Raw genomic sequence first — 15552 nt, forward strand, 5'->3', positions numbered from 1 at the left:
CCCACAGCCCCGGCCCCCGGCCCCCGGCCGCCGACCCGGGCGAGCACGGGCAAGCCGGGGCGGAGGCAGGGACCGACCGGAGGGACTAGCCGAGGGCCTGGCGGAGGTCCTCGACGAGGTCGTCGGCGTTCTCGATGCCGACGGAGAGGCGGACCAGGTCCGCGGGGACCTCCAGCGCGGAGCCCGCCGCGGAGGCGTGCGTCATCCGGCCCGGGTGCTCGATCAGGGACTCCACGCCGCCGAGGGACTCGCCGAGCGTGAAGACCTTGGCGCGGTCGCAGACCGCCACCGCGGCCTCCTCGCCGCCGGCCACCTGGAAGGACACCATGCCGCCGAAGGCCCGCATCTGCTTGGCGGCGACCTCGTGGCCCGGGTGCTCCGGCAGGCCCGGGTACAGCACCTTCGTCACCTTGGGGTGACGGCTGAGCATGTCGACCACCTTGGCGGCGTTCTCCGAGTGGCGGTCCATCCGCACGGCCAGCGTCTTGGTGCCGCGCAGCACCAGCCAGGAGTCGAACGGCCCGGCCACCGCGCCCATCGCGTTCTGGTGGAAGACCAGCTCCTCGCCGAGGGCCTGGTCGCCGGTGATCAGGGCGCCGCCGACCACGTCGGAGTGGCCGCCCATGTACTTGGTGAGCGAGTGCACCACCACGTCCGCGCCGAGGGCCAGCGGCTGCTGGAGGTACGGCGTGGCGAAGGTGTTGTCGACGACCAGGCGGGCGCCGCCCTCGTGGGCGATCTGCGCGGCGGCGGCGATGTCGGTGATGCCGAGGAGCGGGTTGGAGGGCGTCTCGACCCACACCGCCTTGGTCTTCGGGGTCATCGCGGCGCGCAGGGCGTCCGGGTCGCCGCTGTCCGCGACGGACCACTCCACGCCCCAGCGGGAGACGACCTTGGCGAACAGGCGGAACGTGCCGCCGTAGGCGTCGTTGGGGATGACCACGTGGTCGCCCGGCGCGAGCAGCGTGCGCAGCAGGCAGTCCTCGGCGGCCAGGCCGGAGGCGAACGCGAGACCTCGGCGGCCGCCCTCGAGGGCGGCGAGGTTCTCCTCCAGGGCCGTCCGGGTGGGGTTGGCGCTGCGGCTGTACTCGTAGCCGCCGCGGAGCCCGCCGACGCCGTCCTGCTTGTACGTGGAGACCTGGTAGATGGGCGGGACGACGGCGCCGGTCAGGGGATCGGCGGTGTTGCCCGCGTGGATCGCCAGCGTCTCGAAGTGCTCGCTGAAGTGGGTGTCGCTCATGCGCACCGAGCGTAACGGGTCGGACGGGAACCCCGCGCCGCCCCGGACCCCGCGCCGCCCCGGACCCCGCGCCGCCCCGGACCCCGCCGCCGCGGGCGGCTCCCGACGGGCGGAACCGGCGCGGGAAACCTAGGCTCGGAGGCGGATCGTTGTCGATGCGGGCCGGAGGCGAGATGCCGGGGGCCATTCGGGCTGAAGGGCTGGTCAAGACCTTCGGGGACGTGCGGGCGCTGGACGGCGTCGACCTGGACGTCCCGGAGGGGACCGTGCTGGGGCTGCTCGGCCCGAACGGCGCGGGGAAGACCACGGCGGTGCGGTGCCTGACCACGCTGCTGCGGCCGGACGCGGGGCACGCCGTCGTGGCCGGGATCGACGTGCTGAAGGACCCCGACGCCGTGCGGCACAACATCGGGCTGTCCGGCCAGTTCGCCGCCGTGGACGAGTACCTCACCGGGCGGGAGAACCTGGTGATGGTGGGGCGGCTGTACCAGCGGGGCCGCCGCGAGGCGAAGACCCGCGCGGCCGAGCTGCTGGAGCAGTTCCACCTCACCGACGCGGCGGACCGCATCACCAAGAACTACTCCGGCGGCATGCGCCGCAGGCTGGACCTGGCCGCCGCGCTGGTGGTGCGGCCCCCGGTGATGTTCATGGACGAGCCGACCACCGGCCTGGACCCCCGCAACCGGCTCCAGCTCTGGGACGTGATCAAGGACCTGGTCTCCGGCGGCACGACGCTGCTGCTGACCACCCAGTACCTGGAGGAGGCCGACCACCTCGCCCACGACATCGCGGTCGTCGACCACGGCAAGGTCATCGCCCGCGGCACCTCGGACGAGCTGAAGGCCCGAACCGGCGGGGAGCGGGTGGAGGTGATCGTCCGCGCCCGGGAGCTGATGCCGGACGCCGGGGCCGTGCTGGCCCGGGTCGGCGTCGGCGAGGTCTCCGTGGAGGAGCACACCCGCAAGATGACCGTGCCGGTGAGCGGCGGCCCGCGGCTGCTGGCGTCGGTGATCCGGGAACTGGACGAGCGCGGGATCGAACTCGACGACGTCGGGTTGCGGCGTCCGACGCTGGACGACGTGTTCCTCTCGCTCACCGGCCACATGGCCGAGTCCGCCGCGGCCGAGGAGGAGGGCTCCGCATGAGTGTCGTCGCCGGGACCCGGGAGCGCCGCCCCGTGGAAGGCCGCGGGGGAAAGGTGCGGCAGTCGTTGCGCGACTCGCTGATCGTGGCGCGGCGCAACCTCATCCGCATGACCCGGATCCCCGAGATCGTGCTGTTCGGGCTGATCCAGCCGGTGATGTTCGTGGTGCTGTTCACCTACGTCTTCGGCGGGTCGCTGATGGTCGGCGGGTCGACCAGCGCCGCGGACTACCGGAACTTCCTGATGGCCGGCATCTTCGCCCAGACCGTCACCTTCGCCACCGCCGGCGCCGGGGCGGGCATCGCGGAGGACATGCACAAGGGACTGATCGACCGGTTCCGCGCCCTGCCGATGGCGCGCGGGGCGGTCCTGACCGGACGGACCCTGGCCGACCTGGTGCAGACGGCGCTGACCGTGCTGATCCTGGCGGCCGTCGCCCTGCTGCTGGGCTGGCGGGTGGGCACCGACGGCGACACCGGCCCGTTCCGGGTGGCCGCCGGGTTCGGGCTGCTGCTGCTCTGCGGCTACGCGTTCACCTGGATCGGCGCGCTGATCGGCCTCTCGGTGCGCAGCCCCGAGGCCGCCACCAACGGCGGGCTGATCTGGCTGTTCCCGGTGACCTTCATCTCCAACGCGTTCGTCGACCCGGCCAACATGACGCCGTGGCTGCGGCACATCGCCGAGTGGAACCCGTTCAGCGCCATCGTGCAGGCCTGCCGGGTGCTGTTCGCCAACCCCGGGCAGTCCACCTCGACCGCCTGGCCGATGCAGCACCCGGTGTGGGCGTCGCTGATCTACTCGGTGGCGATCATCGTGATCTTCCGGACGCTGTCGGTGCGGAAGTACCGGAACGCCACGGTGTGAGGCGCCGCCCAGGACGCGGACGCACCGGAACCCCCGGGCCGACGCCCGGGGGTTCCGTCTCGCGTGCGGTGCCTGCGCGTCCGCGCCCCGCGGCTCAGCCCTTGTAGGGCTCCGCCTTCAGGATGCGCACGGAGGCCTTCTTGCCGTTCGGCAGCTCGTACTCCGCGTCCTCACCGACCTTGTGGCCGGTCACGCCCCGGCCGAGGGGGGACTGCGGGGAGTACGTCTCGATCTCCTCGCTGGCGTACTCCCTGGAGGCGAGCAGGAAGGTCAGGGTGTCGTCCTCGTCGCCGTCGAAGGCGACCGTGACGAGCATGCCCGGAGCGACCTCGCCGTCGGCGGCCGGCGCCTCGCCGACCTTCGCCGTCTCCAGCAGCTGCTGGAGTTGCCGCACCCGGAGCTCCTGCTTGCCCTGCTCCTCCTTGGCGGCGTGGTAGCCACCGTTCTCCCGCAGATCGCCCTCTTCGCGCGCGGCCGCGATCTTGGCGGCGATTTCGGTGCGCGCAGGACCAGTAAGGTACGCAAGCTCGTCCTTGAGCTTGTTGTACGCCTCCTGGGTGAGCCAGGTGACGTTCTCGCTGGTCTGGGTCACAGGTGCTCCTCGTCCGTACTGGGAATACAAAGCAACGCCCTACCCAGAAGAATGGTCCCTCATGGGTGGGCGAAACCACGAGCCTAACAATCAGGCCGGGAAAGTGGGAGAAGAAATGCCCGCCGGTCGGGGGAGCCCCCGCGGGGCTCAGTCGGTGTGGCAGCCCAGCAGCTCGGCGGTGGTGCCGCGGCTGGTGGTGCGCAGGGTGACCGTCTTGTGCACCCGGTCGGTGTCCTCGTCGAACCGGAAGTCGGCGCGGCCGACCTCGGCGCCGTTCTCGGCCTGGGAGCGGACCGTGCAGTAGCCGGTGACGCCGGTGTCCTTGAAGACCTCCAGCTCCACCCGGACCGAGTCCTCGGCGGTCCGGAAGGTGATCATCTGGCCGCTGATCTCCTTGCCGCCCACGTGGTGGACGCCGAACCAGACGACGAGCGCGAGCAGCAGGGCGCCCAGGACCGAGCCGACGATCTTCAGCGTGCGGTCGGCGCGGCGGTCGTCCGCGGTGTCCGCGGCACGGCCGTAGCGGCCGGCGGGCGGCTGGGGCGCCGGGGGCTGCGGGCTGGCCGTGCTCATGCTGGTCCTCTCGGGCGGGGCCGGGGAGCGGTGTCCGGACCCCGGAATCAATCGTCCCCCGATTCCGTCACTATAGAAGGCGCGGCTGTCGCCCCTCCGCACGGGGGACCGCCGCCCACGCGTGTGCGCCGCCCGGGCGCCGACCGATCTCTGAGGATTGAGCCTTGACCGAGCAGCTGCGACTGATGGCAGTCCACGCCCACCCCGACGACGAGTCGAGCAAGGGCGCCGCCACCATGGCCAAGTACGTGTCCGAGGGCGTCGACGTCCTCGTGGTGACCTGCACCGGCGGTGAGCGCGGTTCGATCCTGAACCCGAAGCTCCAGGGCGACGCGTACATCGAGGAGAACATCCACGAGGTCCGCCGCAAGGAGATGGACGCGGCACGCGAGATCCTGGGCGTGCGGCAGGCCTGGCTCGGTTTCGTCGACTCGGGCCTCCCGGAGGGCGACCCGCTGCCGCCGCTGCCCGAGGGCTGCTTCGCGCTGGAGGACGTCGACAAGGCGGCCGGCGAGCTGGTGCGGCAGATCCGGTCCTTCCGGCCGCAGGTGATCACCACCTACGACGAGAACGGCGGTTACCCGCACCCCGACCACATCATGACCCACAAGATCACGATGGTGGCCTTCGAGGGCGCGACCGACCTGGAGAAGTACCCCGAGTCCGAGTACGGGCCGGCCTTCCAGCCGCTGAAGGTCTACTACAACCAGGGCTTCAACCGCCCGCGCACGGTCGCGCTGCACGAGGCGATGATCGAGCGCGGCCTGGACTCCCCCTACGGCGACTGGCTCAAGCGGTGGGACGAGTTCGAGCGGGTCGAGCGCACCCTCACCACGTTCGTGCCCTGCGGCGACTTCTTCGAGACCCGGGACCGGGCGCTGATCGCGCACGCCACCCAGATCGACCCCGACGGCGGCTGGTTCCGGATCCCGCTGGACCTCCAGAGGGAGGTCTGGCCCACCGAGGACTACGAGCTGGCGAAGTCGTTGGTCACCACCGACCTCCCCGAGTCGGACCTCTTCGCGGGCATCCGGGACAATGGCTGACATGAGCGCAAGCGCAAGCCTCCTGGTTCTGGCCGCGGAGGAATTCGACAAGGACAAGGTCACCCCGGGTGTCCTCGGCTTCATCGTCTTCGCCGTGATGGCGCTGGCGGTGTGGGGGCTCATGAAGTCCATGAGCAAGCACATGGAGCGGGCCAAGATGGTCGGCCGCGAGGAGGAGCCCGCGGACGGCACGGGCGGCGCGGACGCGTCGGCCCGGGCGGACGCGGCGTCCTCCGCGCCGACCACCGCCGAGAAGTAGTCCCCGCCCGCACGGCGTGCCCGTGCCCGGTCCCCGCACCGCCGCTCCGGCGTGATGCGCCGGGACGCGAGGCGCGGGTCGTCGTGCTGCCCGCGCGGCACGAGACCGCGCGGCACGAGACCGCGCGGCACGCGCCCGTCCGGCACGGCACCGCGCGGCACGCGGGCGCCCGGTGCGGTGCCCGTGCCGTGGCGGTCAGCCGAGGATCTCGCGGGCGGCCCTGGTGGGGGTGAGGCCGAGGCGCCAGGCGGGCCAGGGGTCCGCCGGGGGGAGCCCGCGGCGGAGGTAGAGCTCCCAGGTGGTGACGCAGTCCGCCAGGCGGGGGTCCTTCACGTCCGGGGCCAGCGCGGTGAGCTCCCGCTGGGCCGCCTCCGCCCCGTCCGGTGACGTGCACGGCAGCAGCGTGCAGCGCAGGAACCGGCCCCAGGCCTCCGCGCGGGTGTCGCCGCAGGACGCCGCCAGCTCGATCGCCTCGTCGCACAGGCTCAGGGCCCGCTCCTCGCGGGAGTTGCCCGCGTCGATCACCGCCAGCTCCAGGCAGGTCCACGCCTCGCCGTGCACCACCCCCGCGCGCCGGAAGTCGGCCCGGGCGTCCACCAGGAGCTGCCGGGCGAACCCGGAGTTGCGCAGCGACCCGGCCCGCGCCGCGCGCTGGTCGCGGGTGACCCGGGCGAGGTGGTGCCGGGCCCAGCCCAGGCCGTAGACGTCCCGCATGCGGGAGAACAGCGCCCGGGAGCGCTCCAGCTCACGGCCGGCCTCGTCGAGGTCGCCCGCCTCCTCCAGCGCCTGCCCCAGGTAGTGCAGCGTCCACGCCTCGCCGCGCAGGTCCTCGACCTCCCGGTGCAGCGCGACCGCCTTGCGCAGCCCCTCCACCGCGGCCGCCGCCTCGCCGTCCGCCAGCCGGGCCCGCTCCAGCTGGGTCCGCGTCCACGCCTGGCCCCGCGTGTCCCGGGTGCGCCGGTACAGGTCCAGCGCGGTCCGCAGCTCCTGCCGGCCCCGCTCCACGTCACCGGTGCGCAGCGCCAGCTGGCCGAACTGGTACCGGGCCCATGCCTCGCCGTGCACCGCCTCCGCCGCCCGGTGCAGCGCCAGCGACTGCCGCAGGAGCTGCCGGGCCTCCGCGAGGTCGCCGCGGTCGCGTTCCACCGCGCCGAGCGCGTGCAGCGTCCACGCCCGGTCCGCGGCCAGTTCCGGCGCGGACTGCAGCTGCACCGCCTCCCGCAGCTTCGCGGCGGCCTCCGGGAGGTTGCCCTGGTGGTGCAGGGTGATGCCGAGGGAACCCAGCGCCCGCGCCGCGTCGGCCTCCTGCTCGGAGGCGCGGAAGTCGTCGACGAGGGTGGAGAGCGTGGTCCTTGCCTTGTCGAGGTCGCCGATCTGGCGGGCGGCGATCCCGGTGCGCCAGGTCACCGAGCGGAGCATCAGGCCCTCGTCGACGGACCTGGCCAGCTCGTTGATCTCGCCCAGCCGGTACAGGTCGCCGCGCAGCAGGCAGTAGTCGCAGAGCGCGCCCAGCAGGGCGTGCACGGCCGAGCTGTCCACGCCCTCGGCGTGGCGCAGCGCGGCGGTGATGAACGCGGACTCGTCGTCCAGCCAGCGCAGCGCCTCCTTCAGGGAGGAGAAGCCCTGCGGGGCGGCGCCGGCCGGCGCGGACAGGCCGGTGCGGGTGGAGGTGTTGCCGTCGATCAGGCGCAGCACCGAGTCGGCGAGCCGGGCGTAGGTGCTGATCAGCCGCTCCTGCGCGGCGGTGCGTTCGGCCGGGGTCTCCTCCTCCTGGAGGCGTTCCTGCGCGAAGGCGCGGACCACGTCGTGCAGCCGGCAGCGGGTGCCGCGGACCGGCTCGACCAGGCCCGCGCGGGCCAGGGAGGCCAGGTGCCGCCAGGCGTCCTGCTCGTCGGTGTCCAGCAGCGAGGCGGCCGCCGCCGCGCCCAGCGAGGCGCGGCCGGCCAGGGCCAGCCGGCGCAGCAGCCGACGGGCCTGCTCCGACTGGTCGGTGTAGCGCAGCCACAGGGCGCGCTGCACCGGCGTGACCGGGCCGTAGGCGCCGAGGTCGTCGGCGAGCCGGGCGGGCGTGCGGGCGCCGAGGGCGGTGCCCGCCACGCGCAGGGCCAGCGGGAGGCCCCCGCACAGCCGGTGGACCCGTTCGAGGGCCGCGTCGTCCTGCGGCCGGTCGGCGCCGGGCGGGGTGTAGGCGGCCAGGGCCTCCTGGGCGGCGTCCGCCGGCAGCGGCTCCACGGCGAGCTGGTGGACGCGGGCGGGCAGGTCGCGCGGCAGGACGAGCGGTGTGCGGGAGGTGACCAGCAGCAGGCTCTCCGAGCGCTCCGGCAGCAGGGCGCGCACCTGCTCGGGGTCGGAGGCGTCGTCCAGCAGGACGATGACCGGCAGGCCGGCCAGGTGGCGGCGGTACAGCTCGGTGAGGCGGGTGAGCTGCTGCTCGGGGGTGGATCCCTCGCGGAACAGGAGCTGTTCGCGGGGTGCGCCGAGGCGGTTCAGGAGGTGGAGCAGCGCCATGGGGGTGCCCCCTGCTCGAGCGGAGCCGAGAGCTTGGGGGCGGGTGGGCGGCGGCGGGTCCGAGGGGGAGTCGCCGCGCAGGTCGACCAGGCAGGCGCCGCGGTACTCGTCCCGCAGGTCGTGGGCGGCGCGGGCGGCCAGCGCGGTGCGGCCGGCGCCGGGGGAGCCGTGCAGCACCACCACGGTGGGGCGGCTGTCGGCGTCCGCGCGGGCGGCGCGGGCCCAGCGGCGGATGGCGGCCAGTTCCTCGCGGCGGCCCGCGAAGGGGGCGTCGGCCGGGGGTAACTGTTCGAACGAGCGCTCCAGTACGGCGCGGCGGCGGGCCGCGGCGCTCTTGTCGGCGCCGCGCAGCCGGGGCGGCGCCGAGGCGGGACGCAGCAGGCGGCGCTGCTGCTCCAGCCAGGGGCGGACGCCGCGCAGCTCCAGGGCGGTGAGCCAGGTGAGGCGCAGGGCCTCGGGTCCGCCGGGCTGCCCGACCGCCCCCGCGTGGTGGTGCGCGGCGGGCAGGTGGGAGACGGCGGCCCGGACGACGGCGGTGGCGGAGGCGGTCACCCCCACGGACAGGCCCGCGCCGAGGGCGATCGCGCCGCCGGTGCCCAGGGCGAGGTCGGCGACGGTGGCGGTGGCCGCGGCGACGCCGGCGACCAGCAGGGTGGTGGGGCCTCCGCCGTCGCGGGCGAAGCGCTGGGCGAAGGTCGGACGCGGGGGGTTCGCCGCGTCCAGGGCGCGGAGGTAGGCCTCGTACTCCGGCTGGGCGGCGCGGGCCATGCCGTCCAGGGCGGCGCGGGCCCGGGAGAGCAGCGCGGCGGGATCGGCGCCGGTGCGCCGGGCCTCCTCCGTGACGGTGCGCTGGAGCAGGTTCAGGGCGTCCTGGCGGTGCGGGTCGCGCATGTCCGGTCCCCCTCCGGTGGCGATGCCGTGCGCCTGCGGCGGGGTCCGGGGCGGGGTTCGCCGCCCGGGCGCCCGAGGCGCCGCCCAGTGTTCCTCCCCCGCCCTCCCCCGTTCCGAAACCGTCCACCGCCCGGGCGTGCGCCCGGTGCGGCGACCGGGCGCGGTGGGCGGGGCGGGCCCGCCCGGGACGGCGGAACCCCGCGGTGTGCTCCGCGGGGACGGCGGTTCCGCGGCCGGCCGAGGGACGTCGCAGGTCAGGGCATACGTCGGGGCCGGCCGCGGGGTCGGGAGGGTCAGCCGAGGCGGCGGACCAGGGACTCGTACTGGTCCCAGAGCTCCTTGGGGGTGTGGTCGCCGAAGGTGTTGAAGTGCTCGGGAATCAGCGCCGCCTCCTGCTTCCAGACGTCCTTGTCGACGGACAGGAGCAGGTCGAGGTCCTTCTCGGGCATGTCGAGGCCGTCGGTGTCGAAGGAGGACTTGGCCGGCAGGATGCCGATCGCCGTCTCCACGCCCTCCGCCCGGCCGTCGAGGCGGTCGACGATCCACTTCAGGACCCGGCTGTTCTCGCCGAACCCGGGCCACACGAAGCGGCCGGACTCGTCCTTCCGGAACCAGTTGACGTAGTAGATCTTCGGCAGCTTGGCCTGGCCGTCCTCGCCGGCGGCCTTGCCGACCTCGACCCAGTGGGCCATGTAGTCGCCCATGTTGTAGCCGCAGAACGGCAGCATGGCGAACGGGTCGCGCCGCAGCTCGCCGACCTTGCCCTCGGCGGCGGCCGTCTTCTCGCTGGCCACGTTGGCGCCCAGGAAGACGCCGTGGTTCCAGTCGAAGGACTCGGTGACCAGCGGCACCGCGCTGGCGCGGCGGCCGCCGAAGAGGATCGCCGAGATCGGCACGCCCTTCGGGTCCTCCCACTCGGGCGCGATGATCGGGCACTGGGCGGCGGGGACGGTGAAGCGGGCGTTGGGGTGCGCGGCGGGCGTGCCGGACTCCGGCGTCCAGTCGTTGCCCTTCCAGTCCGTGAGGTGGGCCGGGGGCTCCTCCGTCATGCCCTCCCACCACACGTCGCCGTCGTCGGTGAGCGCCACGTTGGTGAAGACCGCGTTGCCCCACAGGGTCTTCATGGCGTTGGCGTTGGTGTGCTCGCCGGTGCCCGGGGCGACGCCGAAGAAGCCGGCCTCCGGGTTGATGGCGTACAGGCGGCCGTCCTCGCCGAAGCGCATCCAGGCGATGTCGTCGCCGATGGTCTCGACCGTCCAGCCGCGGACCGTCGGCTCCAGCATGGCGAGGTTGGTCTTGCCGCAGGCGCTCGGGAACGCGGCGGCGACGTACTTGGACTCGCCCTGCGGCGGCGTCAGCTTGAGGATCAGCATGTGCTCGGCGAGCCAGCCCTCGTCGCGGGCCATCACCGAGGCGATGCGCAGCGCGTAGCACTTCTTGCCGAGCAGCGCGTTGCCGCCGTAGCCCGAGCCGTAGGACCAGATCTCACGGGACTCGGGGAAGTGCGAGATGTACTTGGTGGAGTTGCAGGGCCACGGCACGTCCTCCTGGCCCGGCTCCAGCGGAGCGCCCAGGGTGTGGACGGCCTTCACGAAGAAGCCGTCCTCGCCGAGCTCGTCCAGGACCGGGCGGCCCATGCGGGTCATGGTGCGCATGGAGACGGCCACGTAGGCCGAGTCGGTGATCTCGACGCCGATGGCGGAGAGGTCGGAGCCCAGCGGGCCCATGCAGAACGGGACGACGTACATCGTCCGGCCGCGCATCGAGCCGCGGAAGATGCCGCCCTTGCCGTCCTTGCCCTCGAAGGTCTCCCGCATCTCGGCGGGGGCCATCCAGTGGTTGGTCGGGCCCGCGTCCTCCTCGCGCTCGGAGCAGATGAACGTCCGGTCCTCGACCCGGGCGACGTCCGTCGGGTCGGAGGCGGCGTAGTAGGAGTTCGGGCGCTTGATCGGGTCCAGCTTCGTGAAGGTGCCCTTGCTGACGAGCTCCTCGCACAGCCGGTCGTACTCGGCCTCCGAGCCGTCGCACCAGACCACCCTGTCGGGCTGCGTCAGTGCGGCGATCTCGTCGACCCACGAGATCAGCTGTCGGTGCTGTGTGGGGGGTTCTTCCGCCGCGTCGGTGGAGACGGCCGGGGGAGCCTCGATGTCGCGCGCCACGAATTGCTCCTAATCAGGGTTGCTGCCGGTGTGCTGTTGCCCGGGACGTGAGTGGTGCGGGGTGGTGCCCTTTTGGTGCATGTCGGCCGCCCCGGTCGATTTCGGGTGCTCATTCGGAGCGGACCTTACTCATATGATCTTCGATGACGAGTGCCCATCTGTCCAGGGGGCCGCACACCTGAGCGGAGTGAGCAACCTCACTGATTGGAGGGTTTGCTTTCGGGGCAAGGCGAAGTTGGCTGGTCGCAGGCGCCCGCCGACCTTGGACTCACCTGTAACTTACGGTTGCGTAGGTACGATGGCCGATATGACCGCACCCTCACTTCCGGAGCAGATCAAGCCCCGGCTGCGCGGCTGGCTGCACCTCGGGATGTTCCCGACAGCTCTGATCGCCGGACTCGTCCTCACCGCCCTCGCCGACTCCACCAGGGGACGCATCGCCTGCGGGATATACACGCTCACGGCATGTCTTCTCTTCGGCGTGAGCGCTCTCTACCACCGCGGCACCTGGTCCCCCCGAATGGACGGCGTGCTCCGCCGGCTGGACCACTCCAACATCTTCCTGATCATCGCCGGCACCTACACGCCGCTGACGATCCTGCTCCTGCCGGGGGCGCAGGGGGAGTGGCTGCTGTGGGGGATCTGGGCCGCCGCGGTGGCCGGCATCCTGTTCCGCGTCTTCTGGGTCGGCGCCCCGCGGTGGCTCTACACGCCCTGCTACATCGCCATGGGATGGGCCGCGGTCTTCTTCCTGCCGGACTTCCTGCGCACGGGCGGGGTCGCGGTCCTGGTGTGCGTGGTGGTCGGCGGGGTGCTCTACAGCGTGGGCGGCGTAATCTACGCGCTCCGGAAGCCGAACCCGTCGCCGCGGTACTTCGGGTTCCACGAGGTGTTCCACGCGTTCACGCTGGCGGCGTTCATCGTGCACTACGTCGGGATCTCGCTGGTGGCGTACACCCGCGCGTAGGGGCGGGCCGGGCCGGGGACCGGGGCCGAGGGGCGCCGGGGCGGGCCGGTGGGTGCCGGCGGGGTCCCGGAGGTGCCGGTGGTGCCGGTGGGTGCCGGTGGGGAAATTCCGCCGGTCCGGCGGGCCGGGCGTGTCATTCTGGCCGCATGGTCGGCAGTGCGAGTGCTACGGGGTCAACGGGAATCCACGTGAGGGTCGCGCCGGAGCTGCGGCTCTTCGTGCGCGGGGGAGAGGCGACGGCGGCGGTCGACGGGGTGTCGACGCTGGGCCACGTCGTGGAGTCGCTGGGGGTGCCGCTCACCGAGGTCGGCGAGCTCCTGGTCGACGGCCGGACGGTGCCGGTGTCGCACACGCCGTCGGCGGGGGAGTCGGTCGAGGTCCGGCCGGTGGCGCCGCCGCAGCTCACGCCCGGCGCCCCCGAGGTGCCGCTGCGGTTCCTGCTCGACGTCCACCTGGGCACCCTGGCGCGGCGGCTGCGGCTGCTGGGGGTCGACGTCGCCTACGAGTCGACCGACATCGGGGACCCCGCGCTGGCCGCCCGGTCCGCGGCCGAGCGGCGGGTCCTGCTGAGCCGCGACCGCGGGCTGCTGCGGCGGCGCGAGATCTGGGCCGGGGCGTACGTCTACAGCACCCGGCCCGACGAGCAGCTCGGCGAGGTGCTGCGCCGGTTCACGCCCCGGCTGCGGCCGTGGACGCGCTGCACCGCCTGCAACGGCGAGCTCCGGGAGGCGTCCAAGGCGGACGTCGCCGACCGCCTGGAGGCGGGGACCTCGCGGAACTACGAGGTGTTCGCCGAGTGCGGGGACTGCGGGCGCGTGTACTGGAGGGGCGCCCATCACGAGCAACTGGTCGCCATCGTCGACCGCGCCGTCACGGAGTACGGCACCGGCACGTCCTGACCCCCCCCGGCGCCCGTACCGGGTCCGCCGCCGGGCGGCACCCTTCGCCTCGGGCGGCACCCTTCGCCCCGGCGGCGGCTTCCGGGGCCGGGCGGTACCGGTGCGTGGTGCCGGGCAGCGGTGCCCGCCGCCGCACGGCAGTGCCCGCCGCGGACGGCGGCGCTGACGCCGCGCCCGCCCGGCGGCTTCCGGGGCCGGCGCGTACCCGTGCCGCCGGACCCGGTCCTGCTGCCTCACGGCACCCCCCGCCGCCCCCGGTGGCAGTGGCCGCCGCCGCGGGCGTGGTGCCCTTGCGGCGGGCAGGCGTCGTTACGGGGTCTGGACCAGGACCGCGGCGGCGAGGCGGCCCGGGTCGGTGGTCGGGGCGTCGCAGGTGAAGTTCCGGCACACGTAGGCGGTGGGGGCGCCGTCGGTCAGGGGCCGGTCGGCGAGGAGGGGGAACTCCTCACCGCCCTCGGGACCCGTGGCGACGACCGCGCCGGGTGCCGTGCCGAGCAGCGCCGTGCGGTGCAGGGCCCGGGTGGCGTCCGCGTCGCGCGGGCCGACCACCGCGACCTCGCGGGGACCGTCGATCCACGCCTCGGCCACGGCGAGCCCCCACCCCACGAACCGCGGGACACGGCGGGCCAGCAGCTTCACGACGCCCAGCGCCCGCTCGGCCGCCGTCCGGTGCTCCTCGGACCCGGTGTGCGCCGCGTACGACAGCAGCGCCCCGGCCGCCGCCGTCCAGCCCGACGGGGCCGCGTTGTCCGTGGGGTCCTGCGGGCGGCGGAACAGCCGCTCGGCGTCGGACGCCGTGTCGTACAGCGCCCCGGACTCCGCGTCGGTGAACCGCTCCCGAACGTGTCCGAGGAGCAGTCCCGCGAAGTCCAGCCAGACGCCTTCCCCGGTGACCCCGGCGAGCGTGATCAGCCCCTCGGCGACGTCGCCGTAGTCCTCCAGCACGCCCGCGTTGGCGCCGGCCCGGCCGTCCCGGCTGGTCCGGGTGAGCGCGGCGTGCTCGTCCATGTGGACGCGCACCAGCAGGTCCGCGGCGGCCACCGCAGCCTCCACCAGGTCCGGCCGGTCGAAGTACGCGCCGGTCTCCGCCAGCGCGGCGATCGCCAGGCCGTTCCAGGCGGCGACCACCTTGTCGTCCCGGCCCGGCGCGGGCCGCCGGGCGCGGGCCGCGAGGAGCCGCTGCCGGATGCCGTCGATCCGCGCGGCGTCGAACACGCCCTCCACCTGCGGGAGCCGCAGCACCGAGGCGCCCTCCTCGAAGGTGCCCTCCTCCGTCACCCCGAACCAGCGGGCGGCCAGGTCGCCGTCCTCCTCGCCGAGCACCTCGGTGAGCTGCTCCGGCGTCCAGACGTAGTACGCGCCCTCGACGTGCCTGCCGTTGCCGTCGTCGCTGTCGGCATCCAGCGCGGAGGCGAAACCGCCCTCGGCGGTGCGCAGTTCACGGACCATGAAGTCGGCCGTCTCCAGCGCGACCCGGCGGGCGGACTCCGAGCCGGTGGAGCGCCACAGGTGGGCGTAGACGCGGCAGAGCAGGGCGTTGTCGTAGAGCATCTTCTCGAAGTGCGGCACCACCCAGTCCCGGTCGACGGAGTACCGGGCGAAGCCGCCGCCGAGCTGGTCGTAGAGGCCGCCGCGGGCCATCCGCCCGCAGGTGTCGGCGGCCATCTGCAGGGCCCCCTCCGACCCGGTGCGGGCGTGGTGGCGGAGCAGGAACTCCAGCACCATGGACGGCGGGAACTTGGGCGCGCCGCCGAAGCCGCCGCGGGCCGGGTCGTACTCGCGGGTCAGGCCCAGCAGGGCCGCCGCCATGTCCTCCTCGCCCGGCGCGGTGTCGCCCGCGTCGCCGAACGGCGCCGTCCGGCCGGACAGGTCCCGCACGATCGTGCCGGCGACCTCCGTGACCTCGTCCCGCCGGTCCGCCCAGGCCGCCCGCACGCCCTGCAGCACCTGGAGGAAGCCGGGCTGGCCGTGCCGGGGGGAGGGCGGGAAGTAGGTGCCGAAGTAGAACGGCTCGGCGTCCGGCGTCAGGAACACCGTCATCGGCCAGCCGCCCTGACCGGTCGCCGCCTGCACCGCCTCCATGTACACGGCGTCCACGTCCGGCCGCTCCTCGCGGTCCACCTTGACGGAGACGAAGTGCTCGTTGAGGTACGCGGCGACCGTCCCGTCCTCGAACGACTCGTGCGCCATCACGTGACACCAGTGACAACTGCTGTATCCCACGCTGAGCAGCACCGGGACGTCCCGGCGGCGGGCCTCCTCGAAGGCGGCGGGTTCCCACTCCCACCAGTCGACGGGGTTGTCCGCGTGCTGGAGCAGATACGGCGAGGTCGCATCGGCGAGACGGTTCATACGCCCCAGCCTCTCACGCCACCCGACCCGCGGGCCGAAGCCCGCACGGGCCCGCATC

Annotated in this window: 12 protein-coding genes; 6 read left to right on the plus strand and 6 right to left on the minus strand. The window is 73.8% G+C overall.

The genetic code is table 11. The features are described 5' to 3' along the window. Window positions 1-85 precede the first annotated feature (85 nt). Complete coding sequence (locus ABZ836_RS01675; protein ID WP_356129132.1) at window positions 86-1240, minus strand: cystathionine gamma-synthase; 1155 nt, start codon at window positions 1238-1240, stop codon at window positions 86-88. 173 nt (window positions 1241-1413) lie between these two features. Between ABZ836_RS01675 and ABZ836_RS01680 the strand changes: the two genes are divergently transcribed. Both ABZ836_RS01680 and ABZ836_RS01685 read left to right on the plus strand, forming a co-directional pair. Further along, window positions 1414-2385 (plus strand): ATP-binding cassette domain-containing protein, encoded by a 972-nt coding sequence (locus tag ABZ836_RS01680; RefSeq protein WP_356129134.1) that lies wholly within the window; start codon window positions 1414-1416, stop codon window positions 2383-2385. Further along, window positions 2382-3248: an ABC transporter permease gene (locus ABZ836_RS01685; RefSeq protein ID WP_356129137.1), complete on the plus strand. Its 867-nt coding sequence runs from the start codon at window positions 2382-2384 to the stop codon at window positions 3246-3248. Before ABZ836_RS01680 ends, ABZ836_RS01685 begins: the two co-directional genes overlap by 4 nt. A 94-nt stretch (window positions 3249-3342) precedes the next feature. Here the strand turns inward: ABZ836_RS01685 and greA are convergent, their stop codons facing one another. Next, window positions 3343-3840, minus strand: coding sequence for a transcription elongation factor GreA (gene greA / locus ABZ836_RS01690; protein ID WP_356129140.1), 498 nt, complete (start codon window positions 3838-3840; stop codon window positions 3343-3345). A gap of 147 nt (window positions 3841-3987) precedes the next feature. Continuing rightward, complete coding sequence (locus tag ABZ836_RS01695; RefSeq protein ID WP_361138291.1) at window positions 3988-4413, minus strand: DUF4307 domain-containing protein; 426 nt, start codon at window positions 4411-4413, stop codon at window positions 3988-3990. Window positions 4414-4577: 164 nt separating this feature from the next. Here ABZ836_RS01695 and mca point away from each other — a divergent pair, with 164 nt between their 5' ends. Both mca and ABZ836_RS01705 read left to right on the plus strand, forming a co-directional pair. Then, the gene (mca, locus tag ABZ836_RS01700; RefSeq protein ID WP_356129146.1) at window positions 4578-5459 is read left to right on the plus strand and encodes a mycothiol conjugate amidase Mca; all 882 of its coding nucleotides are present in this window, start codon (window positions 4578-4580) and stop codon (window positions 5457-5459) included. Continuing rightward, window positions 5452-5718, plus strand: a complete 267-nt coding sequence (locus ABZ836_RS01705; protein WP_356129149.1) for a hypothetical protein — start codon at window positions 5452-5454, stop codon at window positions 5716-5718. The genes mca and ABZ836_RS01705 overlap by 8 nt, the downstream gene beginning before the upstream one ends. A 195-nt stretch (window positions 5719-5913) precedes the next feature. On the opposite strand, the gene ABZ836_RS01710 is transcribed toward ABZ836_RS01705, so the two are convergent. Continuing rightward, window positions 5914-9117, minus strand: coding sequence for a tetratricopeptide repeat protein (locus ABZ836_RS01710; RefSeq protein ID WP_361138294.1), 3204 nt, complete (start codon window positions 9115-9117; stop codon window positions 5914-5916). Between the two features lie 293 nt (window positions 9118-9410). Beyond that, the gene (locus ABZ836_RS01715; protein ID WP_361138296.1) at window positions 9411-11276 is read right to left on the minus strand and encodes a phosphoenolpyruvate carboxykinase (GTP); all 1866 of its coding nucleotides are present in this window, start codon (window positions 11274-11276) and stop codon (window positions 9411-9413) included. A 307-nt stretch (window positions 11277-11583) separates the two neighbouring features. On the opposite strand from ABZ836_RS01715, the gene ABZ836_RS01720 reads away from it, so the two are divergent. Continuing rightward, a complete protein-coding gene (locus ABZ836_RS01720; protein ID WP_356129157.1) occupies window positions 11584-12243 on the plus strand; it encodes a hemolysin III family protein in 660 nt (219 codons plus the stop codon). 146 nt (window positions 12244-12389) lie between these two features. After that, window positions 12390-13142: a Mut7-C RNAse domain-containing protein gene (locus tag ABZ836_RS01725; protein ID WP_361138298.1), complete on the plus strand. Its 753-nt coding sequence runs from the start codon at window positions 12390-12392 to the stop codon at window positions 13140-13142. A 309-nt stretch (window positions 13143-13451) separates the two neighbouring features. Here the strand turns inward: ABZ836_RS01725 and ABZ836_RS01730 are convergent, their stop codons facing one another. Next, on the minus strand, window positions 13452-15494 hold the full coding sequence (locus tag ABZ836_RS01730) for a thioredoxin domain-containing protein (protein WP_356129163.1): 2043 nt from the start codon (window positions 15492-15494) through the stop codon (window positions 13452-13454). Window positions 15495-15552: the final 58 nt, after the last annotated feature.

Origin of the sequence: Streptomyces sp. NPDC047130 (assembly GCF_040643475.1) — a bacterium.
Lineage (GTDB): Bacteria > Actinomycetota > Actinomycetes > Streptomycetales > Streptomycetaceae > Streptomyces.

Excerpts from the sequence above, each read along its gene's own strand:
- ABZ836_RS01710 (WP_361138294.1), bottom strand. The coding sequence starts at position 9,117 with ATGCGCGACCCGCACCGCCAGGACGCCCTGAACCTGCTCCAGCGCACC.
- ABZ836_RS01675 (WP_356129132.1), bottom strand. The coding sequence starts at position 1,240 with ATGAGCGACACCCACTTCAGCGAGCACTTCGAGACGCTGGCGATCCAC.
- ABZ836_RS01695 (WP_361138291.1), bottom strand. The coding sequence starts at position 4,413 with ATGAGCACGGCCAGCCCGCAGCCCCCGGCGCCCCAGCCGCCCGCCGGC.
- ABZ836_RS01730 (WP_356129163.1), bottom strand. The coding sequence starts at position 15,494 with ATGAACCGTCTCGCCGATGCGACCTCGCCGTATCTGCTCCAGCACGCG.
- ABZ836_RS01680 (WP_356129134.1), top strand. The coding sequence starts at position 1,414 with ATGCCGGGGGCCATTCGGGCTGAAGGGCTGGTCAAGACCTTCGGGGAC.
- ABZ836_RS01685 (WP_356129137.1), top strand. The coding sequence starts at position 2,382 with ATGAGTGTCGTCGCCGGGACCCGGGAGCGCCGCCCCGTGGAAGGCCGC.
- ABZ836_RS01720 (WP_356129157.1), top strand. The coding sequence starts at position 11,584 with ATGACCGCACCCTCACTTCCGGAGCAGATCAAGCCCCGGCTGCGCGGC.
- ABZ836_RS01725 (WP_361138298.1), top strand. The coding sequence starts at position 12,390 with ATGGTCGGCAGTGCGAGTGCTACGGGGTCAACGGGAATCCACGTGAGG.
- ABZ836_RS01705 (WP_356129149.1), top strand. The coding sequence starts at position 5,452 with ATGGCTGACATGAGCGCAAGCGCAAGCCTCCTGGTTCTGGCCGCGGAG.